General features: G+C 70.9%; 21 protein-coding genes and 2 pseudogenes. 11 read left to right on the plus strand and 12 right to left on the minus strand.

Annotated elements, in window-relative coordinates; all coding sequences use genetic code 11:
- Positions 1–48: 48 nt before the first annotated feature.
- Positions 49–744: a YdcF family protein gene (locus I0C86_RS36765; RefSeq protein WP_407676390.1), complete on the plus strand. Its 696-nt coding sequence runs from the start codon at positions 49–51 to the stop codon at positions 742–744.
- Between the two features lie 164 nt (positions 745–908).
- Here I0C86_RS36765 and I0C86_RS36770 read toward each other — a convergent pair whose 3' ends face one another.
- The 4 genes from I0C86_RS36770 to I0C86_RS36785 all read right to left on the minus strand — a co-directional run bounded on the left by I0C86_RS36770 (position 909) and on the right by I0C86_RS36785 (position 3,240).
- A complete protein-coding gene (locus I0C86_RS36770) occupies positions 909–1,064 on the minus strand; it encodes a hypothetical protein (protein WP_196205923.1) in 156 nt (51 codons plus the stop codon).
- 95 nt (positions 1,065–1,159) lie between these two features.
- Positions 1,160–1,480, minus strand: coding sequence for a hypothetical protein (locus I0C86_RS36775; RefSeq protein ID WP_196205924.1), 321 nt, complete (start codon positions 1,478–1,480; stop codon positions 1,160–1,162).
- Between the two features lie 617 nt (positions 1,481–2,097).
- Positions 2,098–2,394: an antibiotic biosynthesis monooxygenase gene (locus I0C86_RS44670; RefSeq protein ID WP_196205925.1), complete on the minus strand. Its 297-nt coding sequence runs from the start codon at positions 2,392–2,394 to the stop codon at positions 2,098–2,100.
- A 207-nt stretch (positions 2,395–2,601) separates the two neighbouring features.
- Complete coding sequence (locus I0C86_RS36785; protein WP_196205926.1) at positions 2,602–3,240, minus strand: TetR/AcrR family transcriptional regulator C-terminal domain-containing protein; 639 nt, start codon at positions 3,238–3,240, stop codon at positions 2,602–2,604.
- Positions 3,241–3,427: 187 nt separating this feature from the next.
- Between I0C86_RS36785 and fabG the strand changes: the two genes are divergently transcribed.
- From fabG to I0C86_RS36800, 3 genes are read left to right on the plus strand one after another with little or no spacing between them, the layout of a single operon-like run.
- Complete coding sequence (gene fabG, locus I0C86_RS36790) at positions 3,428–4,192, plus strand: 3-oxoacyl-ACP reductase FabG (RefSeq protein ID WP_230395410.1); 765 nt, start codon at positions 3,428–3,430, stop codon at positions 4,190–4,192.
- Positions 4,193–4,207: 15 nt separating this feature from the next.
- Entirely contained in the window at positions 4,208–5,380 is a 1,173-nt protein-coding gene (locus I0C86_RS36795) for an acyl-CoA dehydrogenase family protein (protein WP_196205928.1), read from the plus strand.
- The gene (locus I0C86_RS36800) at positions 5,377–5,868 is read left to right on the plus strand and encodes a MaoC family dehydratase (RefSeq protein ID WP_196205929.1); all 492 of its coding nucleotides are present in this window, start codon (positions 5,377–5,379) and stop codon (positions 5,866–5,868) included. The genes I0C86_RS36795 and I0C86_RS36800 overlap by 4 nt, the downstream gene beginning before the upstream one ends.
- Positions 5,869–5,954: 86 nt before the next feature.
- Here the strand turns inward: I0C86_RS36800 and I0C86_RS36805 are convergent, their stop codons facing one another.
- Positions 5,955–7,199: an MFS transporter gene (locus I0C86_RS36805; RefSeq protein ID WP_196205930.1), complete on the minus strand. Its 1,245-nt coding sequence runs from the start codon at positions 7,197–7,199 to the stop codon at positions 5,955–5,957.
- Positions 7,200–7,271: 72 nt separating this feature from the next.
- Between I0C86_RS36805 and I0C86_RS36810 the strand changes: the two genes are divergently transcribed.
- Positions 7,272–8,114: a LysR family transcriptional regulator gene (locus tag I0C86_RS36810; protein ID WP_196205931.1), complete on the plus strand. Its 843-nt coding sequence runs from the start codon at positions 7,272–7,274 to the stop codon at positions 8,112–8,114.
- Between the two features lie 53 nt (positions 8,115–8,167).
- Here the strand turns inward: I0C86_RS36810 and I0C86_RS36815 are convergent, their stop codons facing one another.
- The 4 genes from I0C86_RS36815 to I0C86_RS36830 form a co-directional block, all read right to left on the minus strand.
- Positions 8,168–9,856: an FAD-dependent monooxygenase gene (locus tag I0C86_RS36815; protein ID WP_196205932.1), complete on the minus strand. Its 1,689-nt coding sequence runs from the start codon at positions 9,854–9,856 to the stop codon at positions 8,168–8,170.
- 86 nt (positions 9,857–9,942) lie between these two features.
- Positions 9,943–11,559 carry a solute symporter family protein gene (locus I0C86_RS36820; protein WP_196205933.1) on the minus strand — a complete coding sequence of 539 codons (1,617 nt, stop codon included), beginning with the start codon at positions 11,557–11,559 and terminating at the stop codon, positions 9,943–9,945.
- Positions 11,556–11,876 carry a DUF485 domain-containing protein gene (locus I0C86_RS36825; protein WP_196205934.1) on the minus strand — a complete coding sequence of 107 codons (321 nt, stop codon included), beginning with the start codon at positions 11,874–11,876 and terminating at the stop codon, positions 11,556–11,558. The genes I0C86_RS36820 and I0C86_RS36825 overlap by 4 nt, the downstream gene beginning before the upstream one ends.
- On the minus strand, positions 11,842–13,152 hold the full coding sequence (locus I0C86_RS36830; RefSeq protein ID WP_323374074.1) for an aspartate kinase: 1,311 nt from the start codon (positions 13,150–13,152) through the stop codon (positions 11,842–11,844). The genes I0C86_RS36825 and I0C86_RS36830 overlap by 35 nt, the downstream gene beginning before the upstream one ends.
- 191 nt (positions 13,153–13,343) lie before the next feature.
- On the opposite strand from I0C86_RS36830, the pseudogene I0C86_RS36835 reads away from it, so the two are divergent.
- The 4 genes and pseudogenes from I0C86_RS36835 to I0C86_RS36845 form a co-directional block, all read left to right on the plus strand.
- Positions 13,344–15,344: pseudogene (locus I0C86_RS36835) on the plus strand (anthranilate synthase family protein); the annotation flags it as partial.
- Between the two features lie 78 nt (positions 15,345–15,422).
- Positions 15,423–15,884: a class I SAM-dependent methyltransferase gene (locus tag I0C86_RS45650; RefSeq protein ID WP_407676391.1), complete on the plus strand. Its 462-nt coding sequence runs from the start codon at positions 15,423–15,425 to the stop codon at positions 15,882–15,884.
- Positions 15,881–16,567, plus strand: a complete 687-nt coding sequence (locus I0C86_RS36840) for a DUF6081 family protein (RefSeq protein ID WP_196205936.1) — start codon at positions 15,881–15,883, stop codon at positions 16,565–16,567. Before I0C86_RS45650 ends, I0C86_RS36840 begins: the two co-directional genes overlap by 4 nt.
- Before the next feature lie 113 nt (positions 16,568–16,680).
- Positions 16,681–18,951 (plus strand): annotated as a pseudogene (locus tag I0C86_RS36845) (MFS transporter); the annotation flags it as partial.
- A gap of 385 nt (positions 18,952–19,336) precedes the next feature.
- Here I0C86_RS36845 and I0C86_RS44110 read toward each other — a convergent pair.
- Positions 19,337–20,881 (minus strand): MFS transporter, encoded by a 1,545-nt coding sequence (locus I0C86_RS44110; RefSeq protein WP_456319978.1) that lies wholly within the window; start codon positions 20,879–20,881, stop codon positions 19,337–19,339.
- A 29-nt stretch (positions 20,882–20,910) separates the two neighbouring features.
- On the minus strand, positions 20,911–21,924 hold the full coding sequence (locus tag I0C86_RS36850; RefSeq protein WP_196205938.1) for a methyltransferase: 1,014 nt from the start codon (positions 21,922–21,924) through the stop codon (positions 20,911–20,913).
- A 110-nt stretch (positions 21,925–22,034) separates the two neighbouring features.
- Here I0C86_RS36850 and I0C86_RS36855 point away from each other — a divergent pair, with 110 nt between their 5' ends.
- Both I0C86_RS36855 and I0C86_RS36860 read left to right on the plus strand, forming a co-directional pair.
- The gene (locus tag I0C86_RS36855; protein ID WP_196205939.1) at positions 22,035–23,312 is read left to right on the plus strand and encodes an NAD(P)/FAD-dependent oxidoreductase; all 1,278 of its coding nucleotides are present in this window, start codon (positions 22,035–22,037) and stop codon (positions 23,310–23,312) included.
- Entirely contained in the window at positions 23,309–24,610 is a 1,302-nt protein-coding gene (locus I0C86_RS36860) for a metallophosphoesterase (RefSeq protein ID WP_196205940.1), read from the plus strand. Before I0C86_RS36855 ends, I0C86_RS36860 begins: the two co-directional genes overlap by 4 nt.
- A 73-nt stretch (positions 24,611–24,683) precedes the next feature.
- Here the strand turns inward: I0C86_RS36860 and I0C86_RS36865 are convergent, their stop codons facing one another.
- Positions 24,684–26,117 (minus strand): cation:proton antiporter, encoded by a 1,434-nt coding sequence (locus I0C86_RS36865; RefSeq protein WP_196205941.1) that lies wholly within the window; start codon positions 26,115–26,117, stop codon positions 24,684–24,686.
- Between the last annotated feature and the right edge of the window lie 4 nt (positions 26,118–26,121).

A 26,121-nucleotide genomic window follows, 5' to 3' on the forward strand; every position in this document is an offset into this window, starting at 1 on the left:
CCCCCCGCCCCACCCCCGTCGAACTGGATTACGAGAGTGGAACATTCGGTGAATCCCAACATAACGACCCCTCGGATTGTGAGGGATGAGGACCTGGACGGCTTCGCGGCCGGTCAACTCCTAGACGTGATGAAAGCACTCACAATGATCCTGGCTCTGCCTCAGTCGGCCGCCGCGCACGTCGATGCCATCGCTATTGCGAGCGGCCAGGGAGAAGAGTGGCGTTTCACCCATGGAATTCGGAACTGGGAGTCAAACCTCCACCACCGTTACCTGTTGGTGGCGAACGGGAACCCAGCCGAAAAAACCTACGTCGAGATCACGCTCGACTACCTGCGCAGCCTCGGCCTCCATCGCACCGAAGGAGTTCACCTCCAGCCCGAGCCAGCACCCAACACCGGCCTGCAAGCCGCGTGGATTGTCGAACAGGTTCAGGGTCGCGGCATCACAAGCATCGCGCTCACCGTTTCCCCCTACCACCTGCCCCGTGCCTATCTCACCGTCCTCAAAGAACTAGACAGGAGCGGGATCCGCATACCCGTCATCCCAGTTCCCGTGGCCGTCGCCCCGCATGCATCTATTCCAGAAACCGGAGCTACGGCCTACGACCTGGTTCCCGGCGAAGTGAAGCGCATCCTCGCCTACATGAACAAGGACTGGGTCGCCACACCCCAGGATCTGGAGCGATACCTGCACTGGCTATGGAATAACCATGAGCCTCTTTTGGTCGGGACCCCTGAATGAGCCACGGATTGTCATTTCGTTGGTCCAACGCGCCGTCGCGATTGCGCCACGCCTCACCCTGGACGTCGTGGCGTGCCCTGCCCGCACCCGGCCGCCGAGGGAGCGGAAGGTCGCCCGGTGCCGCACGTCGAGCGATCGATGACGCACAGATGGACGCTGGCGTTTTATCGCCGGACCAGAGGCTCCGGCAGGCGGGGCTGCTCGGGCGCGTCGCTCCTCGCGTCGATGATGTTGATTTGCCATTCGACGACGGTGGGAGCCGCAAGCCGGCCGACATGCCAGCCGAAAATTCCGAAAGCGATGACGAGCGAGATGGCCATCAGACTGAAAGGCCATCTCAGTAAGCATGCCCGACGATCGATGGGATGGGGGCGTGGCAGCGCTTGGGCGCCAAGTGGCAACGGGGGAGGAAGCATCATAGGTGCGACAGCACCTCCTGAGTGACGGTGGTGGCGGACTCGACGATGGATGCGTCGGTGACCCCGACAGCTTCGTACACCACGTAGGTGAGATAGGTGCCAAGGCAGGCGGTGAAGTGGATGACTCGGCCGGTGTCTGGGTCGCCCTCGATGAAATAGACAGCAGCATCGCCGAGCGCAACCCGGTGGTTCGTACGGTTCAGGGCCGTAAGAAGCGCCCCCTCAGCCTCGACGCACTCTGGACCCTCGCCATCGTGCCGTCCGAAGCGAACCAAGGCCATCCACAGCGTTGCGCGCACGCCATGCACACTGGACACGCTCTCGACCTGGCAGGCAGTCGAACGGCGACCAGGCTCCGTTTCCTCCCCCTCATCCTGCACCGGTCCGCGCCGAGGTACGAGAAGGTCCAATACCTCCGGCCGGATAAGTCGACAGACCGAGGGCGCCGCAGGAGGGTCGACTGTCGCACTCCGCCAGCCCGTCCCCACGCCGACCCCCAGGGCGACCAGGACGCAGCCGCCCAGCACTGCCCACCGAATCCAGCGATTCGAACGCATCCTGTCATTGTGCGCGAGGTATACAAGAGGCCGGCGCCGCCTCAGCTGGACCGGCGAATGACCGCGCCAGCGGGCAAGGCCGCCGGATGCCAGGCCTTCCAGCCACCGTCTAATAGCGAACCCGAGCTGCCGTACCGGCTGGGTCCGTACTCAGTCTGCTGAGCTTCGGCGTGCCAGGTTACAGACGGCCGGCTGTAGCCTGACAGCGCGGCGGCTGCCCCTCGACGATCTCCTTGGTCCACACAAGCGAGGTGATCTGCTACCGGGGAGCCACCGTTACCCGTAGTGACACCCGTGTTCTCGGCTACAGTGAACTTCAAGGGTTCTGAATAGCGCTCCTGGCCCCTACACCCCGGACCACGTGGCGGGAGTGCCTTTCAGACCGCCTCCTCGACCGCGGTGCCCTCCTCGGAGCTGACGATCTCGCCGATCAGCTCGAAGAAGGCCCGGATGCCGGGCCGGTTGCCACCCTTGGCCCGGGACGCGGCGAGGTCCGCCGACGACCGCCAGGAGACGATGTCCAGCCACTCGTCGTCGGCCAGCCGGACCAGCCGGGCGTCGAGAAACCCGTCACGATCGGCCCGGAAGTCGCGCAGCATCGCCGAGCGTGCCGCCAGCAGCGCCTCACTCAGGCCGGGCGACACCCGGAAGCGCGTGAGTTCGACAGTGATCACCGGACCACCTCCTCCGCTGGTCGCATCGTGCTGATCGTGGGTTGGGCGGTCGTGGGTTGGGCGGTCGACAGGCGACACAGGCAGACTATCGACACAATGCCAAGTAAATCCGGAAGAACCAGGCGATCGGCATTCGACGGCTACGGCTGACGGCCCACGGCCCACGGCCCACGGCCCACGGTTACGGCTGCGGCCCACGGCTGACGGCTACGGCAGCGAGCCGACGACCCTTTCGTAGGTCTGCTCCAGACCGGCGATGAGTGCGTCCAGACCGAGCGCGAACGCCCCCTCGTCGACGCTCTGCTGGTGCTCCGCGAGCCGGTGCGCCTGGCTCAGGTGGGGATAGTGTGCGGCGTAGAGCTGCGGGTCCTCGACGAAGCCCCGGGCGAACGATCCGAGCGCCGAACCGGCGACGAAATAGCGCATCAGCGCGCCGATGTGGGTGGCCCGGGCCGGCGGCCAACCGGCTTTGACCAGCCCGCCGTAGACCGCGTCCGCCATCGCCAGCGCCGCCGGCCGGCGGCCCGGCCCCTGCGCGAGGTACGGCACGATGTTGGCGTGGGTCACGAGGGCCTGCCGGTACGACCGTCCCCACAGCCGCAGGGCGTCCCGCCAGTCGTGGGTGGCGAAGAACGATACGTCGACCTTCGAGGTGATGGCGTCCGCCACTGCGTCCAGGATCTCGTCCTTGTTCGCGAAGTGGTTGTAGAGCGACGGTCCGCGTACCCCGAGTTCCGTCGCCAGTCGACGGGTGGAGAGTGCGTCCAGCCCTTCGGCGTCGATGAGCGCGGCGGCGGCGTCGATAATGCGCTGCCGGGTCAACAGGGCCTGGCGGGGTCGGGCCATGCGTGCTCGCCTTCCGCTCGGGATCTTGGTGGGCCAGGACTGGCGCCAGAAAACTTCCAGCGCTAGTTTAGCGGGCAGTGACCTGGTTCCACGGCTGGTGGCCCGAGTCCCGTCCGGGGTGTTAGGCGGGGGCCCTTCTTCTACAAAAAGCGATAAGAAGGGGCCCTTCCTTACAAAGAGCGAGGAGATGCACGTGGCTAGATTCATCGACCGGATCGCCGTCGTCACCGGCGCGGCCCAGGGGATCGGTGCGGCCACCGCACGGCGGTTGGCTGCGGAGGGCGCGACTGTGGCGGTGGTCGACCTGGACGCCGGGCGCGCTCGGCAGACGGCCGACGAGATCACGGCGGAGGGGGGCCGGGCGAGCGGGTTCGGCTGCGACGTCACCGACGGTACGGCGGTGTCCGCGATGATCGACCAGGTCGTCGAGGCGTACGGGAAGCTCGACGTGCTGGTGAACAACGCCGGGATCACCCGGGACAACCTGCTGTTCAAGATGCCGGCCGCCGAGTGGGACGCGGTGATCACCACGAACCTGACCAGCATGTTCCACTGCTGCCAGGCGGCGCAGCGGCACATGGTGGCGGCCCGGTACGGCAAGATCGTCAACCTCAGCAGCCGCTCCGCGCTGGGCAACCGGGGTCAGGTCAACTATGCGGCGGCGAAGGCCGGGGTGCAGGGCCTGACCGCCACCCTCGCGATCGAACTCGGCCCCTTCAACGTCAACGTCAACGCCGTCGCGCCCGGCTACATCGCCACCGCGATGACCGCGGCAACCGCCGAGCGGATGGGTGCCAGCCCCGCCGACCACCAGAAGTACGCCGCCGAGCAGACGCCACTGCGCCGGGTCGGCCAGCCCGAGGAGATCGCCTCGGTCGTCGCGTTCCTGGCCAGTGACGACGCGTCGTACGTCAGCGGTCAGACGCTCTATGTCAACGGTGGTGCGCGCTAGCGGGAAGGAAAGACGATGGACTTCTCGATCAGCGAGGAGGAGCGGGCGATCCGGGACACCGCCCGCGCCTTCATCCGCAACGAGGTCATGACGCTGGAGTCGGAGGTGCTGCGCCGGGAGCGGGCCCACGAGCCGGGGCTGCGCCACGACGAGCTGCGGGAGTTGCAGCTCAAGGCGAAGGCGTTCGGCTTCTGGGGCCTGGACACCCCGGAGGAGTACGGCGGAATGGACCTGCCCGCCGTCACGCAGTCGTTGATCTGGACCGAGATCGGCCGCAGCTTCGTGCCGTTCCGGTTCGGCGGCGAGGCGGACAACATCCTGTTCCACGCCGACGAGGCGCAGCGGAAGGAGTTTCTCCTTCCGACCATCGCGGGCGACCGGATCTCCTGCTTCGCCCTCACCGAGCCCGGCGCCGGATCGGACGTGGCCAACATCAGGTTGCGGGCCCGGCGCGACGGGGACGACTGGGTACTCAACGGCGAGAAGACGTTCATCACCAACGGCAACGACGCGGATTTCGCCATCGTCGTCGCGATCACCGACCCGGAGCGGAAGGTGCACGACGGCGGCGCCACCGCGTTCCTGGTCGACCGCTCGATGGGCTGGCGGTCGGAGCCGATCCAGACGATGGGGGAGGGCGGGCCGGCGGCGCTGGTCTTCTCCGACGTACGGGTGCCGAGCCGCAACATCCTCGGCGAACTCGGTCAGGGTTTCACCCTCGGGATGAAGTGGATCGGCAAGGGGCGCTACCTGATCCCGTCGCATGCGCTGGGCATCGCGGAACGGGCCCTGGGGATGGCGATCGAGTACGCGAACACCCGGGAGACGTTCGGCAAGCCGATCGGCACCAACCAGGCGATCCAGTGGATGATCGCCGACTCCGAAACCGAGCTGGAGGCCGCCCGCTGGCTCGTGCTCCGGGCGGCGTGGACGGTCGACGCCGGGCTCGATCCCCGGCACGCCTCCTCGATGGCCAAACTGTACGGCGCGGGAATGATCAACCGGGTCGTCGACCGGGTGCTGCAGATCCACGGAGGCATGGGCTACACCCGGGAACTGCCGATCGAACGCTGGTACCGGCAGGTCCGGCTGCTGCGCATCTTCGAGGGCACCGACGAGATGCAACGACTCATCATCTCGCGGGATCTGCTCCGCGGTTACACGAAGCTCGGAGGGCACCTGGAATGACGCTCGGAGGGGCACCTGGAGGGCGGACGTTCGCCTCCATCGCCGAACTGGCCGGAGCGGTCGGCGAGGTCATCGGGCCCGGCCCGTGGCACCGGGTCGAACAGGACCGGGTCAACGCCTTCGCCGACGCGACCGGTGACCACCAGTGGATCCACACCGACCCCGAGCGCGCGGCCACCGGCCCGTACGGGACCACTGTGGCGCACGGTTACCTGACGCTCTCCCTGCTTCCGGCCCTGATGCGGGATCTCTACCAGGTCGGTGGCGTACGGATGGCCGTCAACTACGGGCTGAACCGGGTCCGGTTTCCCGCGCCGCTGCGTACCGGCGACGCGGTCCGGATCAGCGCGGAACTCGTCGGAGTCGAGCCGGTTGCCGGCGGGGTGCAACTCGTCACCCGGGTCACCGTCGAGCCGGACCGGGGTGGCAAGCCCTGCTGCGTGGCCGAGACCGTCAGCCGGCTCTACGCCGAGGCGGAGTCGGGCTGAGGCGGGCCGGGTGCACCGAACCCCGGCCCTCGGCCGTACGGGGTTCGCCGCCGGAGCAGCCCGGCCGTAGGTGGAGGGCTGGTACCTCATGCGCCAAGCTGGGCGCCGGTCCCGGACGGCTCGGGATCCGGTGCCCCGGCGCGGTCGTGACCGGGCAGCGGTGACCGCGTCCGGGTGGGCGAGCGGCGGGACAGCAGGCGGCCGGTCAGCGCGGCGGCGAGTCCGGCGAGTCCGGCTGCCGCGAAACCGCCCGCCGGCACGGAGACGTCGATCGCCACCCCGACGATCGAGGACCCGAGCGCGAAACCCGCGCTGTGCGCCGAGGATTGCAGACCTGTCGCCTCACCCCGGACGCTGGCCGGCGCCAGCTGGCTCACCGCGTCGGCCACCGTGGTCAGGGTCGGCGCGGTGAGAAGCCCGGCGCCGACGACGGCCACGCACAACCAGGGCCAGTCGCGGGCGAGCCCGGCGGCGATCGTCACGAGCCCGAGCGAGCCGAGCAGCAGCCAGGTGGGCAGCGGTCGGGGCAGCGCGCCGTAGATCAGCCCGCCGGCGACGGAGGCCGCGCCGAACACGGACACGACCACGGCGGCCCAGGACAGCTGACCTGCTTCCTTGAGCGTGGCGACGATGGCGAGGTCGATGCCGCTGAGCAGCGTCGTGGTACCGAACGCCATCGTCAGGACGGCAATCATGCCGGCGCCCAGCCACTGCCGGCGCGGAGGGCGTCCCGCCACGCCGGCATCCGTCTCGTCCCTGGCCCGCAGTGGCGGGTTGAGCAGGGCGATCCCGGCTCCGCCAGCCACGATCGCGGCACCGACTCCCCACGCCACCACGTCGGGCGACATCTTCGCCGCACAGAGGATCACCACTGCCGGGCCTACCACGTACGACAGTTCGCCCTGCACCGATTCCAGCGCGAACGCCGTCCGGCGCTGTCCGGACGTCGTCATCGCGGCGATCGCCTGCCTGGTCACCGCCTGAGCCGGGACCATCAGCAGGCCCGCCGCGAAGGCGGCACCGAGCAGGATCCCGTACGGCAGGATCGGCACGCTCAGCCAGAACGCGACCTGCACCACGACGGTTGCCAGCAGCACGGTACGCGCGCCCCGCGAGTCGATCATGCGGCCTAGCAGCGGCCCGCCCAGCGCCACTCCGGCGGTCAGGGCCGCGGCGACGCCGCCCGCCGCCGCGTAGTTCATCTCCAGGCCCAGCACGACATACATCGTCAGCGCCATCATGTCAGCCGTGATCGCGGTACGGGCGAGGAATGAAACGCCCAGCAGCGGTGCCATCCCGGGCACGGCGAGCACTTGCCGGTAGCTGGTCATCCACCTGACGCTAGATCGCCCGACGGTTCATAGGAAGTGCCTAGTTTTGTGGAGCTGGCATAATGGATACTTATGGCTGCGGATCTTGAGACTGCGTTGCTGCGGTCGTTCGTCACGGCCGTACGGGCGGGCAGCATCAGCCGCGCCGCGACCGCGCTCGGACACACCCAACCCGCGCTCAGCCAGCAGTTGCGCAGGCTCGAGAGGGTCGTCGGCCGTCCGCTGCTCTACCGGTCGCCGTCCGGCGTCTCGCCAACCCGGGCGGGCGAGGAACTCCTGCCGTACGCCGAACGCATCCTCTCGCTCTCCGCGCAGGCGCTCACCGAAACCGGACGCGCGCTCACCGGCCACTGCGGCGTCGGGCTGCTCGAAGACCTCGCCGCGTCCCAGCTTCCGCAGGCCCTCGCCGACCTCGCCCGGCTGCACCCCGGCGCGACGCTGGAGGTGCTCTGCTGTTCCACCGCCGAGATGCGGGAGGCCTACGACGCTGGCCGCGTACAACTCGTGCTCGACGTGGTGTCGGACCTTCCCGGACCGCCGCGCTGGACGGTACGCCGCCCGCTGGCCTGGGCGGTCGGCCAGGGCGTGGACGTGGCTGCCGATCCACTGCCGGTGGTGCTGTTCTCGAACCCGTGCGCCTGGCGTACCTCGGTGCTGGAAACGCTGGAACGCACCGATCGTCCCTGGCGGGTGGCGTTCGAAAGCAACAGCCTGATGGGTGTGCTCGCCGCCGTACGGGCCGGGCTCGGCGTCGCGGCGCTGATGCCGGCGAACCTCGAACCGGCGATGGCCTGCCACGACGCGGACGCCCTGCCCACCCTGCCGGACGTCGAACTCGGTCTCGCACGGTGGCCACGGACCGAGGGTGATCCGCTGGTCGACGCCGTGGAGACCGCCCTACGGCGGATGATCTGAGGTTGCCGTGCTGGCGGCGCGGCCGGATGCCGCCCGGCCGCCCCCGCCGCTGGTCACCGCGGTGGGACCGCCGCCGGCCGGCTCGACCCGGAACCCGAAGGAGCGGGGAGCGCCTCCTCGGCCTGACCCCGGTGACCGCTCACCCGTCGGATGACCGAGTCGGGGTGTCGGGGTGGGTGCGATCCCCGCCATGCCACGTGCTGGTCCGGACGGAGCAGCACGAGATCGCGTTCCCAGAGCCGGCGGGCCCGCCGGTCGCGGACCACCGTGTGCCGCACCGGCATCCCGAGCCGCCCGGCGGCTTCGAGCAGCGGCCCGGCCCGGCCGTCGCCGGCGAAGTCCACAAGCGTGAAGTCGGGGCCGAACCGGTCGTAGATCGCCTCGGCCCCGTCCGCGTCGGCGTCGTCCAACAGCAGGCTTGGCGGCCGTCCACCGGGCCAGGTGGTCGGGATGTACCGCTGCGGCGTCCAGTCGGGTTCCGGGCCGGGCTCGGCACAGATCACCGGTGATCCGGCGTACCGGTAGCCCAACTCGATCCCGGCGTACTCGTTCTCGCCCCGTTCGGCCTGAAGGTACTCGGCGATCTCGGGCAGCGGGCGGCCGTCCCGCAGCATCGAACCCGCCGTGAGGTGCACGCCGAGGTGCCGGTACGACGTGCGCATGTTCCGGAGGCCGACCGGCCGCCGCTCGGCCTCGTAACTGTCCAGCAGCGCCGGGCCACCGTAGCCGTGCACCACGGCCGCCAGCTTCCAACCGATGTCCACGGCGTCGGCGACACCCGTGTTCATCCCGTAGCCGCCGGTCGGGAACATCTGGTGCACGGCGTCCCCGGCGAGCAGGACCCGCCCGTTGCGGTACCGGTCGGCGATCAGGAACTGTGGACGCCACAACGACGTCACCAGCACCCGGTCGACGGAGACCGGCGTACCGAGCATGGACCGCAGTAGGCCGACCGGGTCGGGTGGGGCCGGGTCGAAGTCGTCCGGCCCGGTCGCGTGGGCGTGGAACGTCCAGGTGTCGGCCTCGTCCTGCGCCAGGATGACGTAGCGGAACGCGAAGTAGTGCCAGAACGGGCCGTGCCGGTGCAGGCTGCGCAGGTCGCGGCTCTTGAAGTGCACCTGATAGGCGGCGGGAAGGTCGGGAACCTCGCCGCCGCTGGCCAATCCGATCCCGACGGCCCGGCGTACCGTGCTGGCCGCGCCGTCGCAGCCGACGGCGTACTCGGCGCGGATGAACCGCTGCTCTCCGGTACCGGCCCGGGACAGGTGTGCCGTGACCCCCTCGTCGTCCTGGGTCAGTTCCACACAGCGCCACCCCCACGCGGTGTCGATCAGTTTGTCCGCATCGCATCTGGCCCGGAGCAACGGTTCCAGCACCACCTGCGACAGCCGCTGTGCCGGCTGTGCCGGTTGGCTGCCGTCGTTGCGCTCACGGATCTGCCGCCATGCCTCGTCGACCGACGGCAGCCGCCAGACGGTGACGACCTCGCCGTCCAGACCCGTCGACCAGATGACGTCGGCCGGGTGGCCGGGCCCGACACCCACCGCGCGGATGTCGTCGGCCAGACCCCACCGGTGCAGCAGTTCCATGCTTCGACTGCTGGTCACGTCCATCTTGGGATGGCTGGTCGGCTGGACGTCCTGCTCCACCAGTACACAGGGGACGTCGTGGTGGGCCAGTTCCAACGCCGCGACCATGCCGACGGGACCGCCGCCGACAACGAGGACCGGATAGTGCCGCATGATGCTCCTTCCCGTACACGGGTGTCTGCTCGTGGGCCGCCGGTGGCACCCGGAGGGAGCGGGTCGCTCCCCCCGGGTACCGCGGGTCAACGCACCGCCGCGGTTTCGCGCGGTCGAGCCTCGACCGCCGGCTGGGCGCCAGCTCCGGTCAGGATCCGAGCCTCGAGTACGTCGAAGCGCGCGTCGTCGTGCTCCCGGCTGAACACGGTGCCGAGGTAGCCGAGCAGGAACGCGGCGGGAATGGAGACCAGCCCGACGTACTTCCAGGGGAACCAGGCGAAGTCGGCACCCGGGATCATCGCCATCGGATTGCCGGAAACCGCCGGGGAGAAGGCGACGAGCACGACGGTGAGCGCCAGCCCGCCGTAGAGGCTCCACAGCGCGCCAGAGGTGTTGAACCGACGCCAGAAGATCGCGAACACCAGCACCGGCAGGATCGTCGAGGCGACCACCGTGACATCCAGCGACAGCATGAACGCGATGTTCTGCCGCATGAAGACCAGACCGCCGAGGATCGACAACACCCCCAACGCCAGCACGACCCGCCGGGCGACCCGCAGCTCGCCGGCCGCGTCCACCCGCCCCCGCTTCAGCACGCTGGCGTAGATGTCGTGGCTGAACGAGGCTGCCGCACTGATCGTCAACCCGGCCGTGACGGCGACGACGGTCAGCAGCACCACGGCACCGACGAAGGCCAGCAACGGCGTGCCGCCGAGTTCGCCGGCCACCAGCATCGCGGCCGAGTTGCGCTGGCCCGGCGCGGCCATGATTGCCTTGGCCCCGAACAACGCGGCGGCGCCGAACCCGATCACGATGACCGCGAGGTAGAACGGGGTGACGAGCCAGGTGGCGAAGGCCACCGAGCGGCGTGCCTCCCGGGCGCTGGGCACCGTGTTGTGCCGCAGGAAGAGATACGGCAGTGCGGCGTGCCCGAGAACCACGGTTACCAGTTGGGAGACGAACTCCCACCTGTGTGTTCCGACGCCGAACTTCTGTCCCGGGCTGAGCCACTGCCCGGCATCCGGGCCGGACCGGGCCGCGGCGTCGCCGAGCAGCGCGGACAGGTTGCCGCCCCAGCGCACCAGGACCAGCATGGCGAGGATCGCCACCGCGAGGATCAGAAGCACCGCCTTGAAGATCTGCACGGCGGTCGTCGCGTGCATCCCGCCGACGAAGACGTAGACGGTGGTCAGTACGCCGATCACCACGACCACGGCCGCCTGCGCCGACGGTTGGGACATGCCCAGCAGGGGCGCCGCGAGTCCGGCCGCACCCACCATCTGCACCATCGTGTAGAAGAAGAAGACCACCAGGGTCACCACCGCGGTGGCCAGGCGCACCGGACGCTCCCGCAGCCGTACGCTGAAGAGGTCTCCGATGGTGTACCTGCTGCCGTTGCGGACCGGTTCGGCGACCAGCAGCAGGGCGACCACGAACGACACCACGAACCCGACCGCGAAGAGGACACCGTCGTAGCCACGGATCGCGATCTCGCCGGTCATGGTGAGGAACGACGTGAACATCAGGAAGTTGCCGAACAGGGCGAGCCCGTTCTGCGGAGCCGGGACGGTGCGACCGGCGACGTAGAAGTCCGACAGCGAGTTCGTCCGGGCACGTGCCCGCGCCGTGAGATAGAGGGTCACGCCGGCGAAGAGCAGGAACAGTGCGATGGTCGGCAGCGGCCGGCCGAGTTCGGGGATCATCCGAGGCCACCTTCCGGCTGGACACGGCCGGTGCCGCCGCCGGCCCGGAGCTGTTCGGCGACCGGATCGACCCGGGTACGGGCGAACCGCAGGTAGAGCTGCGTGACGGCGAGCGCCGACACCAGTTGCGCCAGTGCCAGCACGAGACCGACGTTGACGTTGCCGATGAAGGGCTCCGCGAGCAGGTCCGGCGCCCAGCCGGCCAGCGCGATCAGCAGCACCCACCACGCGATCACCGACGTGGTGCCCAGCGCGACGAAGCGCCGTACCCGTCGGCGCAGCTCACCGTAGCGCGGATCGTAGGGATGGTCCGTCATCAGTCTCACCTTCCTGTCCGTGGTATGCGTGTGCGCCGTGGAGGCTCTCCAGGGCGAACGCCCGGTGCAGCACCCGGACGGCCCGTCCCTGCTGGTGCCGGGGTACCAGCACGGACATCCGGGTCTGCGAGGTGGACATCCACCCGACCGTGATGCCGGCTCCGGCCAGCGCCGCGGTCAGCAGCGCCGCGTACTCGGGGCGGTTGAGCAGTCCCATGCCGATCAGGGACACCTTCGCCACGTCGTCCCGGACCCGTAGCTCGCCGTCATGCGTCGCGACCAGAGCGTCCAGGGCTGCCCGTACCTCCGCGAGGTCGGACCGGGACACGGTCAGCCCCACCCGGCAGCCATCCCGGTCGTCGGCCGAGCGCGCCACCTGGTCGACCGGAACCGAGCATCCGGCCAGGGCGGCGAAGATCTCGGCAGCAAGGTCGGATCCGTCGCGGCCGGCGGCACCGGCGCCGCAGCTGGCCTGAAGCCAGGCAACGTCCGGGTCGTGCGCCACGGCGACGACGGCACCCACACTCTCCAGCACCGGGGCATCACTTCTCTCCACGATCACCGTTCCTGGGCCGCACGTCAGCGAGCCGCTGACGCGCAGTTGGATCCGGCGCAGCGCGGCCAGTTCGACCGCGCGGGAGTGCACCACCTTCGCGCCGGCGAACGCCATCTCGGCCATCACCGCCACGTCGACCACGGGGAGGATCCGGGCCGTCTCGACGAGCCGGGGATCGGCGGTGCACACGCCGCGTACATCGGTGTAGATCTCACAGCTGGCGGCACGCAGCGCCGCGCTGACCGCGACCGCGGTGGTGTCCGAGCCGCCGCGGCCGAGAGTGACGGTGTCGCCGCGGACGTTGCTGCCCTGGAACCCGGCTACCACCACCACCTTGCCCTCGTCGAGCCGGCGACGTACGGGATCGGGTTCGATCGACGTGATCATGCCGGCCCCGTGCCGCCCGGTCACCCGGATGCCGGCCTGCGCACCCGTCAACGACACCGCGTCGACGCCGAGGCGGCGCAGAGCCAACGCCAGCAGCGCGGCCGAGGCACACTCCCCGGTGGCCAGGAGCTGGTCGATCTCCCGCCCCGAGCCGGCGTCGCCGACCTGGGCGGCGAGCGCGAGCAGTCTGTCGGTCTCGGCGCCCCGGGCCGAGACGACGACGACCAACGACCTTCCACGGCCGTACGTCAACGCCGTCGACCGGGCGACCTGTTGGATCTGGTCCATCGTCGCCAGGGACGTGCCACCGTACTTGTGCACCAGGATCTCCACGCCTTGCAGCGTGCGGGGCCGGTGCCCGCCAGGCATCGCCCATTCACGGGATTCTCCCGCTGACCCTCGCCCGAGCGCCTGTCCGGTACGACGCCCCGGCCAGATGGCGGGATCGCGCGATGCGTCAGTGGCCGGCGGGGCGCCATCTTCAAATCCGGACGGATAGCCGAGCGGCGGTGGAGGACGAGCAGATGGGCGTTGCCGAGGCGGTATTCGATCGGGTGTTGGCAGGCAGGGCGCCCGGCTTCGCCCTCCTGCACCGCCCCCGGTCCTCGACCGGGCCGCACGCGGTGGAGGTCATCGTCGGGCAGCCGACCACGATGCTCCGGTTGGCCGAGTTGCCGGTGCCGGTCGGTTCCACCGACCCGTGCCCCGGACGGATCGAGGCGGATGGCGGGGGCGGGGCCGCCGTGCTGGCGGCCATCCCCTACCGGCAGATCGTGGAGCGGGGCTATGCCTGCCGGGACGACCACGAACCGATCCGCGCCATCCCCGTCGAGGAACACAGCACGGTCCCGGTGGCGGAGGCGCTTCGCCGGCTGCCCGACACACCCGTCGAGTTCGACCGGGCCGGGTTCGACGTCGACGACCGGGCCTACGCCGAACTGACCCGGCGCGTTCTCGCCGAGGAGATCGGCCAGGGCGAGGGCGCCAACTTCGTCATCAAACGCGCGTTCACCGCGACCATCGCCGACTACTCCACCGACGCCGCGCTGGCGATCTTCCGTCGGCTGCTCACCGCCGAGACCGGCGCCTACTGGACGTTCGTGATGTGCACCGGTGACCGCACCCTCGTCGGTGCCACCCCGGAGCGGCACGCGACCCTCGCGGACGAGACCGTGGTGATGAACCCGATCAGCGGCACCTACCGGTACCCCGCCTCCGGCCCACGCCTCGACGAGGTGATGACCTTCCTCGCCGACCGCAAGGAGGCCGACGAGCTCTTCATGGTCGTCGACGAGGAACTCAAGATGATGGCGCGGGTCTGCCACGACGGGGGCCGCGTCGTCGGTCCGTACCTGCGCGAGATGGCGCGGCTGGCGCACACCGAGTACCTCATCGAGGGGCACAGCGAACTGGACGCGCGGGACATTCTGCGCGCGACCATGTTCGCGCCGACGGTGACCGGAAGCCCGATCGAGAACGCCTGCCGGGTGATCGCCCGCCACGAGCCGGACGGACGCGGCTACTACAGCGGGGTACTGGCCCTGCTGGGCCGGGACGGCGCCGGCCGGCAGGCGATGGACTCGGCCATCCTGATCCGCGCCGCCGACATCACGGCCCGGGGCCGACTCAGCATCGGTGTCGGGGCCACGCTGGTGCGGCTCTCGGATCCCGACTCAGAGGTGGCCGAAACGCGGGCCAAGGCCGCGAGCATGCTGGCGGCGCTGGGCCTGACGGACGGGGTGGCGGTGCCGTCCCGGGAGGTCGAGTCGATCGCCGGTCACCCGGCCGTCCGTACCGCCCTGCGGGAACGCAACCGGAGGCTGTCCCGATTCTGGCTGCAGCCCGCCTCGGCGCGGCAGCGGGCGGTGCCGCACCTGGCCGGGCGCCGGGTACTGGTGCTCGACGCCGAGGACACCTTCACGGCGATGCTGGAGCAGCAACTCGGCACCCTGGGCCTGGAGGTCGTCGTCCGGCCGTACCGGCAGGTGCCCGACCCACGCGACTTCGGCCTCGTCATCCTCGGACCCGGGCCGGGGGATCCCACCGACGGGGGCGATCCCAAGATAGCCGAACTGCGACGTCTCACCCGTGGCCTGCTGCGACAGGGCATCCCCCTGCTCGCCGTCTGTCTCGGTCACCAGGTCCTCGCCGACCAGTTGGGCCTGGAACTGGTCCGTCGGGACATGCCGAACCAGGGCGTGCAACTCGACGTCGACCTCTTCGGCCGGCACGAGCGAGTCGGGTTCTACAACACCTTCGCGGCGCGGTGCGACCACACGGTCTTCGCCGACCCGTACGGATCCGGCACGGTCCGGGTCAGCCGGGAGCCGGCCCATGGTGAGGTCCACGCGCTGCGCGGCGCCCGGTTCGCCTCGGTGCAGTTCCACCCGGAGTCGCTGCTCACCCAGAACGGTCCCGCGATCCTGCGTGAACTGGTCGAGCCGCTGCTCGACCCGGAGCCGGCGCTTCCGCATCCGGGGTTACCGGTGTTCCTGCGGGAATTCCTCCGCCATCCGGCCCGGACCGGTGCGGTGGCGCCGAGTTCGCGATGGCTCGCCCGCCGGGCGGTGTGCACGGTGCCCGAGCGCGGCGACCCGGTGGTGGTGGAGTTGGGCCCGGGTACCGGTTCCTTCACCTCGGCCATCCACCGCCGCTTGTGGGGGCGCGGCCAACACATCGCGATCGAGCTGAACCCGCGCTTCGCCGACCTGCTGCGACATCGGTTCCCGGATCTCGACGTGGTGACCGGGGACGCGGCGGATCTACCCAAGGTTCTCGCCGACCGAGGGTTGGGCCGGGCCGACGTCATCGTGAGCGCGCTGCCGTGGTCGGTCTTTCCGGGCGCGGTGCAACGCCGGCTGATGGACGCGATCCGCGAGAGCCTCGCCGACGGCGGCGCCCTGACCGCCTTCGCCTACCTGCACGCCATCTGGTCCCCACCGGCCCGCCGGTTCCGGGCGTTGCTCCGGGAGGCGTTCGACGAGGTCCTCGTCGGCCGCACCGTGTGGTCCAACCCGCCGCCCGCGCTGGTGTACACGGCACGGCGACCGAGGGAGCGCCGATGATCTACGAGTTCGGCGGGCTGGACGAGCACCGCTGGCGCGTCGTCGAGGTGCCCGACGGCAGGGGCGGCACCCACCGCTACCGCGACCGCAACGCCCGGGTCCGGGTCGCGGATGGCCGGCTGTACGCCACGGTGAATCCGTTCACCCGCTTCCACGACAGCGATCCCCGGCAGAACAACGCGAAGCTGCTCTACCTGTCGACCGAACGCGTGGCGACCCCCGGGCACGGCGTGGTCGTGTGTGAGGCGGAGATGGCGGTGCTGACCCACGGGCAGATCCCGTTCGACCTCGTCGACGCGTACGGCACCCTGAACGTCGTCGACTTCCGTACCGGCATGGTGCTCAACTGCGCCGCCACCAACGACACCGTCTACCTCGTCGTCGAGCGGCTGCCAGTCGGCGGCGGCCAGGGCTTCCGGTACCGGGTCGTGCTCGACGTACCCACCACGCCGGGACAGCCGCACCGGTACGCGGTCGGCTACCGGCGGGACCGGCGGGAGGCCGTGATCCACGTCGACGGCGCGCTCGTGTACCGGACCCGTACCCCGGTGGCCGTGCACGGCTTCCAACTCGGGGTGGGAATCTTCTCCGCCCGTGACCTCGACCGGTATCCACGGCACGAACGCGAGCACGGCCAGGGCGCCTCCGTCCGGTGGGGACCGTGGGAGGTCCGGTCCGGATGACCGGCGCGTTCCTGGTGGCGGTCCGGGCGCTCGCCGTGCTCGGGATGTCCGCCGTCGTGGTGCCGACCGTCCTCGTGGCCCACGACTACTACCGGGGTGGCGCCGGCGCTTCGATGGCCGGGCTGCTCTGGCTGGTCCCCGCCGGGCAAATCGGGGTGGCGGTCTTCCTCCGGGCCCGGGTGGCGCTCACCGAACGGCGCGGCCCCGTGCCGCCCCGCCGCCGGCCGACCGGGCTCCTGCTCGCGGCCCTGCTCGTTCTGTTGATCATCGACGTGTCGAAGGCGTGGAGTCTCGGCTTCGCGCTGCCCGGAATGCGGGAGGAGTTCGCCCTCACCGAGGGCCAGGCGCTGCTGCTGCCGCTCGCCTGTCTGCTCGGGTCGGTCCTGTCGTCGTTCTACTTCGGCGCGCTCGCCGACCGGTTCGGCACCCGTACGATGGCATTCTTCAGCGGGCTGGGCTGCACCGGGACCGCGCTGTGCGGCGTGACCGGCAGCTTTCCGGCCGCAGCGGCGTGCTGTTTCGCGCTCGGCCTCGCCGTCGGCGGGCTCGTGCCGATCGTCTTCGCGCTGCTGCCGTACCTGTTGCCGAGACGTCGGGTGACCACCGCCGGCCTGCTGCTGGCCGGAGCCGCCACGACCGGCGGGTACCTCCTGGCGTACCTGCTCGCGCAGCGGTTGCTGCCGGAGTACGGCTGGCGCGGCCTGTGGCTTTCCGGAGCCGTCACCGGCCCGCTGCTGCTCGCCGGCACCCTGGTGTTGCCGGACTGGGTTCCGGGCTACTCCGGACCACCCCGTCATCTGCCGACGCTCGGCCGGCGTCGACCGGCGCTCGTCCTCTACGGCCTGATGGCCGGGGCGCTCTGCGTCGGCTACGTCAACCAGGGGCCGTCCCTGGCCGGATACGCCGGTCTGGTCGGCGGTGACGATGTCGTGCAGGCGTTCCAGGCCGCCCTGGTGCTGCCCGCCGCGCTGGGGATGGCGTTCGCGCTGCGCCGGCTCCCGGCCGCCCGGTGCCTGCACGCCGTCGGCGCCTGGGCTGGCTGGCTCGTGATCGTGTGTGCCGCCGCGCTGGCCGGGGGCGTGACCGGCGCCCCGATCGCGGTACTGGTCGTCGCGGTCGGCGTGGCCACCAACCTCATGGTGGTCGCGGTGCTCGGCGTCGCCTGGCAGTGGTACGGGCGCCCGGCCGGAGTGGCCGGGATCGGGGTGGTGCTCGGGGTGACGAAGTTCGGCGCCCTGGTCGGGCCGGCGATGATCGTCGATTCGGTCTCGGTGGCGATCCCGCTCGGTGCCGGAACGATCGCCGCGGCCGCCTTCGTCCAGCAGACCTTCGGCACACCGTTGCCCGGGCCGGGCGGCACCGTCCCGCCGCCCGCCCCGTCGAGCCGGCACGTGCACGTCGTGATCGTCGGCGCCGGGTTCGCCGGACTGGGCATGGCGATCCGGCTGGCCCAACAGGGCATCCGGGACTTCGTGGTGCTCGACCGCGCCACGGACGTCGGCGGCACCTGGCGGGACAACACCTATCCGGGCTGCGCCTGCGACGTGCCGTCGAACCTCTACTCCTACTCGTTCGTGCCGAACCCGGACTGGAGCCGCTGCTTCTCGCCGCAGCCGGAGATCCACCGCTATCTGCGCCGGTGCGTGGCCCGGTACCGGCTGGCCGCACATCTGCGGCTGGGCCAGGAGTTGCGTACCGCACGCTGGGACGACGGTGCCGGGCACTGGGTGATCCGCACTGGTCGGGTCGAGTTGACGGCCGGAGTGCTGATCTGTGCCACCGGACCGCTCAGCGAGCCGGTGACCCCCAGGCTGACGGGCGTGGAGTGGTTCACCGGGACCACGTTCCACTCGGCGGCCTGGGACCACCGCCACGACCTGCGCGGTGAGCGGGTCGCCGTGATCGGCACCGGCGCCTCGGCGGTGCAGTTCGTTCCGGAGATCGTCGACGCGGTCGCTCAGCTGTACGTGTTCCAGCGCACGCCGCCGTGGGTGGTTCCCCGCTGGGACCGACCGCGCTCGCCGCTCACCCGGCGCGCGTTCCGGGCACTGCCGGCGTTGCAACGCCTGGCCCGCTCCGTCGTCTACTGGGGGCGGGAGGCGTTGATGCTGGGCCTCGGTGTCGATCATCGGCTGCTGAAGGTGGCCGAGTGGCTGGCCCGCTGGCACCTTCGTCGACAGGTCCGGGATCCGGCCCTGCGAGCGGCCCTGACCCCGAGGTACGCCGTCGGCTGCAAGCGCCTGGTGGTGTCCAGCGACTACTACCCGGCGCTGACCCGCCCCGACGTCGAACTCGTCACCTCGGCGGTACGGGAGGTGGGGGAGCGGTGGATCGTGACCGCCGACGGGACCCGCCGAGCGGTCGACACGATCATCTACGGCACCGGCTTCGCCCTCGCGAACACTCCCGTGGCGGGGCGACTGTACGGGCGGAACGGCCGCAACCTCGCCGAGGAGTGGGCCGGTGGCGCCGCCGCGTACCTCGGCACCGCGGTCGCCGGCTTCCCCAACCTCTTCCTGCTGGCCGGTCCGAACAGCGTGCTGGGGCACAACTCGGTGATCCTGGGTGTCGAGGCGCAGATCAGCTACGTGCTGTCCGCCCTGCGTACGATGCGCCGACGCGGACTCGCGGCGGTCGAGGTGCGTCCGGAGGTGCAGGACTCGTACAACGACGGCCTGCGGACGCGGATGTGGGACACGGTCTGGCTGTCCGGCTGCCGCAGTTGGTACCTCGACGCGGCTGGCCGCAACACCACGCTGTGGCCCGGTTTCACGGCGTCGTTGCGCCGCCGGACCCGCCGCTTCGACCTGTCCGACTACCACCTGCTGCGCGGGACCGGGGAGTCGGCGGGGGGCCGGTCGGTGCACCGGCGCCGGGCGGACCGGCATCGGCTGGAGCGTCGTCGGGCGGGCCGGCGTCGGCTGCGCCGGTCGGTGGCCCGCCGTCGGGTGCGGTGGGTGCGGCGACCCGCGCCGCGTCCCGGGACGCGGCGGCGAGCACGACGATCGCGACCACGCTGACCACCGAACCGATGCCGACCGCCAGTCGCAGTCCGCCGGCGCGGTAGTCCGACAGCGCCCATACGGTGGTGGCCAACGCCGGACCGAGGGCGAAACCAGACTGCCGGGCGAGGCTGGTCGAGGCGCCGGCGGTGGCCAGCAGCGGTTTCGGCGCGCTGGACATCGCCATGGTCATGTTCGGCGCGTTGAACAGCCCGTTGCCGATCCCGGCGGCCGCGAGCCGCCAGGCGAGGTCGAGCGGGGTCCAGTCGTCGCCGAGGGGAACCAGAAGCCCGAGCGCCACGGTGAACAGCGCGGCACCGACCAGTGCGGTACGCCGGGCGCCCCACCAGTCGGCGAGTACGCCGCCGAGCGGCCCGGTGACCGCCATCGCCAGCGGGAACGCCAACACGGTGAGCCCGGCCGTCGCCTGCTCGACGTGCCGGATCTCGACCAGGTGGAAGGGGATGACGAAGAAGACCAGCCCGATGGCGGTCGACGCGGCCGCGAGCGCGACGTGCGGCGCGGGGACCCCCGGGGTGGCCAGCAGGTCCCGTACGGCGGCACTTGTCGAAAGCCGCCGCCACAGCAGGACCAGCGGTATCGCGAGCAGGGCGAGTGCCAGCCAGCCGAGGTCGCCGTCGGCGGCCAGGGAGAGGCCGAGCATCAGTGCGACGACGGCCGTGCCGAGGAACGTCGCCTCGACGTACCAGGCGCGGTCCGGCAACCTGAGCCGGCCACCGGCCGGAAGCTGACGCCAGCCGATCGCGATCACGGCCAGGCTGACCGGAACGTTGACGTAGAAGATCCACGGCCAGCCGAGGCCCTGCACCAGCAGCCCGCCGAGGGCGGGCCCGCTGACCAGCCCGAGTGGTCCGACCGTGGTGACGACCCCCATGGCCCGGCCCCGGGCCTGTGGGCGGACCGCCGTGGTCGCCAGCGCCGGGATCAGCGCCAGCAGGACCGCGCCGAAGGCGCCCTGGAGGACGCGGGCGGCGATCAGGGCCTCGATGCCGGGGGCGAGTCCGCAGGCCACGCTGGCGACGGCGAAGCCGGCGACCGAGAAGACCAGGGCGGGACGCCGGCCGACGCCGTCGAGCCAGCGTCCGCTGGGCAGGGCGAGTGCGATGAGGGGCAGCAGGTACCCCAGGACCACCCATTCGGTGACACTGGCTCGGGTACCGAGATCCTGCTGGATGGCCGGCAGCGCGATGTTGACGATGCTCATGTCGAGTGAGGCCATGAACACCGCCAGGCCGGCGGCACCGACCAGCACCCACCGGTCCCGACCGGGCGGACTGGTTTGTTCGGTCATGTCGCCTCAGTGCCCCCGGTTGACGCGGATCATGCGGAAACGGCCACCAACACGCCGGTCGGGGTGTCCGGAAGGAGTCGGACCTCGACGAGCGTGAGCCCGGCCCGGGTCAGCAAGGCGCGGAACTCCGCCTCGGTGCGTTCCCGCCCAGTGTGCTGAGCGAGCATCACGATGTCGAGCAGTTTGCCCGGATGAGGTTCGTCGCCGGAGGGGATGATCGTGTCGAAGACGATCAGTTCACTCCCGGCCGGCATCGCCCGCCGCACGGTCAGCAGGATCTCGACCGCCCGCTCGTCGTCCCAGTCGTGCAGAATCCACGACAGCAGGTACGCGTCGCCGTCGGCGGGTACCCGGCCGCCGAAGAAATCCCCGGCGACCAGCTCCGCCCGGTGGTCGACGCCCGCCTCGGCCAGCACCGGCCCGGCCCCCGTGACCACCTCGGGACGGTCGAAGACCACACCGGAGAGTTCCGGATAGCGCTGGAGCAGGGCGGCGACCAGATACCCGTGGCCCCCGCCGACGTCGACGAGGCGCCTGCGGTCGGACAGGTCGTACGCCTCGACCGCCGCGGCCCGCGCCTGGCGGGCGGCCCCGCCCATGGCGGCGTGGAACGTCTCCGACAACTCGGGGTGGGCGTCCAGGTACGACCACCAGTCGGCCCCGTGCACCCGGTCGAACGCGGGCCGCCCGGTACGGACACTGTGCGACAGCTCGGCCAGCGTCCGATGGGTCTCGGTGGTGCCGACCAGCCGGGCGAGGTCCCGTAACGAACCCCGGTCGTCGGTACGCAACGTCTCGGCGAGCGGCGTCGAACCGAACGTACCGGGTGTCACCTCGGTGAACACGCCGGCCGCGGCGAGAGCTCGCAGCACGCGGTGCAGGGACGGCCCGTCCGATCCCGTCCGGACGGCCAACTCGTCGACCGGTACCGGCCCGTCGGTGACGAGGTCGGCCAGCCGCAGTTCGGCGGCGACTGCCAGGAGCTGGGACAGCAGTCCTCCGTACAGCATCTGGACCATCCGGATGGGCGGTTGCGTCGTCATGACTGCCGACGCTAGCCCCGGCGGACAGGTCGGCCAATGGCGTGTATGCGGGATGACGCCCCTGCTCAGAGCGGGCAGCGTCGGAGGAAAACGACCTGAGGAGCGCTCTGATGGCAGCACAGTCCGTCGACACTGTCGATGTCGCAGTGATCGGTGCCGGACCGGCCGGCTCCACGGCCGCCGCCACCCTCGCCCAGGCCGGCCGTTCGGTGCTGGTGCTGGAGCGACGGCGATTTCCCCGCTTCCACATCGGCGAGTCGATGTTGCCGTACACGATGGGTCTGCTGGACCGGATCAAGTTGCTCGACCGGGTCCGTGAGCAGGGCTACCCGGTCAAGCGCGGGGCGGAGTTCATCTTTCCCGACGGCGACTTCCGGCGGGTGGACTTCGCCGACCAGGGGGCCGGGCGACAGTCAACCACCTTCCAGGTGGAACGGGCACACTTCGACAACCTGCTGGCCGGTCACGCCCGGGACTGTGGGGCCGACCTCCGCGAGGGTGCCAATGTCACCGGGTTGGTGTTCGGCGACGACCGGGTGACCGGGGTGCGGTACGAGCAGGGTGGCCAGACCCGCGAGGTGCGGGCACGTTACGTGCTCGACACCGCCGGCCGGGCGAGCCGGATCTCCCAGCATTTCAAGCTGCGCCGGACCATTGACCGGCTCCGCAACATCGCGGTCTTCAAACACTTCGCCGGCCTCGACGAGCGGCACAATCCGGGCCATGAGGGCGACATCCAGATCGGTGGGCACCCCGACGGCTGGGTGTGGGCGATTCCGATCTGGCCCGACACCATCAGCGTCGGAGCGGTCATGCCGAAGTCCGTGCTGCGGGGTCGGGAACCCGCCGAGGTCCTCGCCGAGCACATCGCCCGTTCGACCCGGATCACGCAGCGACTCACCGGTACCGAGCCCTGCTCGGACCTGCGCATCGAGACCGACTACTGCTACTACTCGGACACCGTCACCGGACCCGGCTGGTTGATGGCCGGCGACGCCGCGTGCTTCCTCGACCCCATCTTCTCCGGCGGGGTGTGTCTGGCCACCGTCACCGGGACCGAGGCGGGCCGCACCATCGACCGGGCGCTCGGCCAGCCCCACCGCGAGGCCGAGCTGATGCGGCATTACGGCGACCTGCTCAAGACGGGCTACGACACGTACGCCCGGATCATCTTCGCCTACTACGAGTCGAAGTACAGCCTCGGCCGGTATCTCAGGGGCCTTGGTGTGGACATCGAGGGCGCCTGGTTCTCGCGGTTGATCAGCGGTGACTTCTGGGACGAGCGGAACCCGATCGCGGGCCTGCTCCGCGAGAAGGCGGACTGGGACTTCTTCGCGCCGTTCGACCGGGTGACCGAGTGCCCCGTCTACCCTGGGGCGCCGCGATGAGACTGGGGCCGGTCGCCTTCTTCGGCATCGTCACACTTCTGTTCACGGCGGTGCACACCTACCTCTGGTGGCGGCTGGTGCGCGACACCACCCGCCCGGGACGCTGGCGCCGGGTCGGAACCGCCGCGGTCGTGGCGGCCGCGCTGCTCGCGCCGGTCACCTTCGTCGTGACCCGCTCGGTCGGGGTGGACGCCGGGTGGCTGGCCTGGCCCGGCTATGTCTGGATCGCGGTGCTCCTCTACCTCACGCTCGCCCTGCTCGTACTGGAGGTGCCGCGCGCGGTGCTGCGGATCCGGGCGGGACGCCGGGCGGCGGTGCCGTCGACGGAGCCGCCGGTACCGGTCGGATCGCCGACCCGTTCCGCCGGGGCGGGTTCGCCGGTGTCGGCGCCGCCGGACGGACCGGTGTCGGCGCGGTCGGCACGGCACTCCGGCGGGGCAGGTCCGTCAGTCCCGGATCCGGGACGGCGGTTGTTCCTCGCCCGCGCCCTCGCGGCGGGCGCCGGGGTGGTGGCGGTGGGCACCGTGGGCGCGGGCATGGCGTCGGCGTTCGGCGGCCTCCGGGTCGACCGTGCGGCGGTACGGCTACCCCGGCTCGACCCGCGGCTCGACGGCTTCCGGATCGCGGTGGTCGGGGATGTCCACCTCGGCCCGTTCATGCGGCAGGGTTTCGCCGAGCGGGTGGTGGAGACGGTCAACCGCGAACGGCCCGACGTGGTCGCGATCGTCGGAGACCTCGTCGACGGCACGGTGGACGAGCTGCGGCACGCGGTCGAGCCGATCCGGCGGCTGCGGGCTGACGGTGGCGTCTACTTCGTGACCGGCAACCACGAGTACTCCTCCGGCGCGGCAGCGTGGCTCGACGAAATCGGCGGCCTGGGGATCAGGACCCTGCGCAACAGCCGCGTCGAGATCACGGCCAACGGTGCCGCCTTCGACCTCGCCGGGGTCAACGACCCCTCCGCCGCGCTCTACGAACCGGCCGAGGTGCCCGACTACGCCGCCGCCCTCGGCGGCCGTGACGAGAGCCGGCCGGTCGTCCTGCTGGCCCACCAGCCGGTCCAGGCGAACGAGGCCAGTAGGTTCGGCGTGGATCTACAGCTCTCCGGCCACACCCACGGTGGCCAGACCGTTCCGGTCGACCGGGTGACGGGGATTCTGCAGCCGGTCGTCGCCGGTCTCGGCGCGGTCAACAGCACCCAGGTGTACGTGACGCGTGGCGCCGGCTTCTTCGGTCCGCCGGTCCGGGCCGGGGTGTCACCGGAGGTCTCGCTGGTCGAGTTGCGCTCCGCGCGCTGACCGGCCCTGGTCGAGGGGTGCGGCGGTCCAGGGCTCCGGCGTCTGGTGTATCGAGGTGCCGGCCGTCTCGCGCTCAGGGTGCCGGGGTCCGATCCGGGGCCGGTCGGGGCCGGGCGGCGATCCGGTTGACGACGGGAGCGGCCATCGCCGTGGACGCCAGTGCCATCACCACCAGCATGGTGAACAGTTCGGGGCTCAGCACTCCGAGATCGAGGCCGATGTTGAGGACGATCAGCTCGGTGAGGCCACGACAGTTCAACAGTGCGCCGATCTGGAGCGCCTCCGGCCACGACGTACCGGCGACCCGGGCGGCGACCGCCGAACCGGCGAACTTGCCGACGACCGCGACGAGTAGGACGAGAGCACACCAGAGCCATCCCGCCGGATCGGTCCCCAGCAGGCCCAACTCCGTACGTAACCCATTGGAGGCGAAGAAGAGCGGCAGCAGCAGGGTAAGGGTCAGGCCACCGACGGCGTCGTCGAGGCGCCTACCCCACCGTGACTCGGCGGGAAAGACCAGGCCGAAGAGGAAGGCGCCGAAGACGGCGTGCACCCCGATCCACTCGGTGGCGAGCGCGCACAAGAGCAGCCCGACCAGCCCGAGCGGCACGGGACCGCCGTGGCGGCCCGCCTCGATCCGCCACAGCAGCGGCCGGACCCCGAACCAGAGCACCGCGACGAATGCCGCGGTCAACGCGACGGTCGTCAGCACCCCGGCCGCCGATCCGGCGACCACCAGCGCCACCACCAGGGCGAGCAGCAGCCAGGCGGTCACGTCGTCGACCACCGCGCAGGTGAGCGCGAGGGTGCCGACCCAGGAGCCGAACAGACCGGTGTCCATCAGGATCCTGGCCAGCACCGGCAGCGCGGTGATGCTCATCGAGATGCCGAGGAAGAGGGCGAAGGGCATGAAACCGAGTCCGCCGGGGGCGAACCGGTGGTAGGCGACGCCGGCGAGTCCGACCCCGAGCAGGAATGGCAGGGCGATGCTCACGTGGCTGACCGTGATCGCTATCGAGTGCTGCCCACGCAGGAGCCGGGTGTTGAGCTTCAGCCCGGCGAGGAAGACGAAGAGGACCACCCCGAGTTGGCCGAGCGCGGCCAACTGCGGCATCACGGAGGGGGACAGCAGCCAGGCTGTGGCCGCGGGCCACACCGCGCCCAGCGCCGACGGGCCGAGCGCGATGCCGGCGGCTATCTCGCCGATCACCGGCGGCTGCCCCAGCCGCCGTACCGCGGCGCCGAGGAGCTTGGCGGTCGCGACGACGATCACCACCGCCAGGAGCAGCCGCCCCAGGCCGTCGCCCGCCGACGGTACGTGGATCGGCGTCCCGCCAGGGCTGCCGCCGGGGTCGCCGTCGCGGTCCAGCTGGACGAACCCGACAGCGGCGATGACCGGTACGACGACCAGGCCGGCATAGACCGCGACCAGGCGACGCCGCGGTGGCTTCGGCCGGCGACCCGCGGTCGTCGGCTCGGCGGCGGACGCCCGGTCGGTGGTTGTCATCCGG

This window comes from Plantactinospora alkalitolerans (assembly GCF_015690345.1).
In the GTDB taxonomy this organism is placed as follows: Bacteria; Actinomycetota; Actinomycetes; order Mycobacteriales; family Micromonosporaceae; genus Plantactinospora; species Plantactinospora alkalitolerans.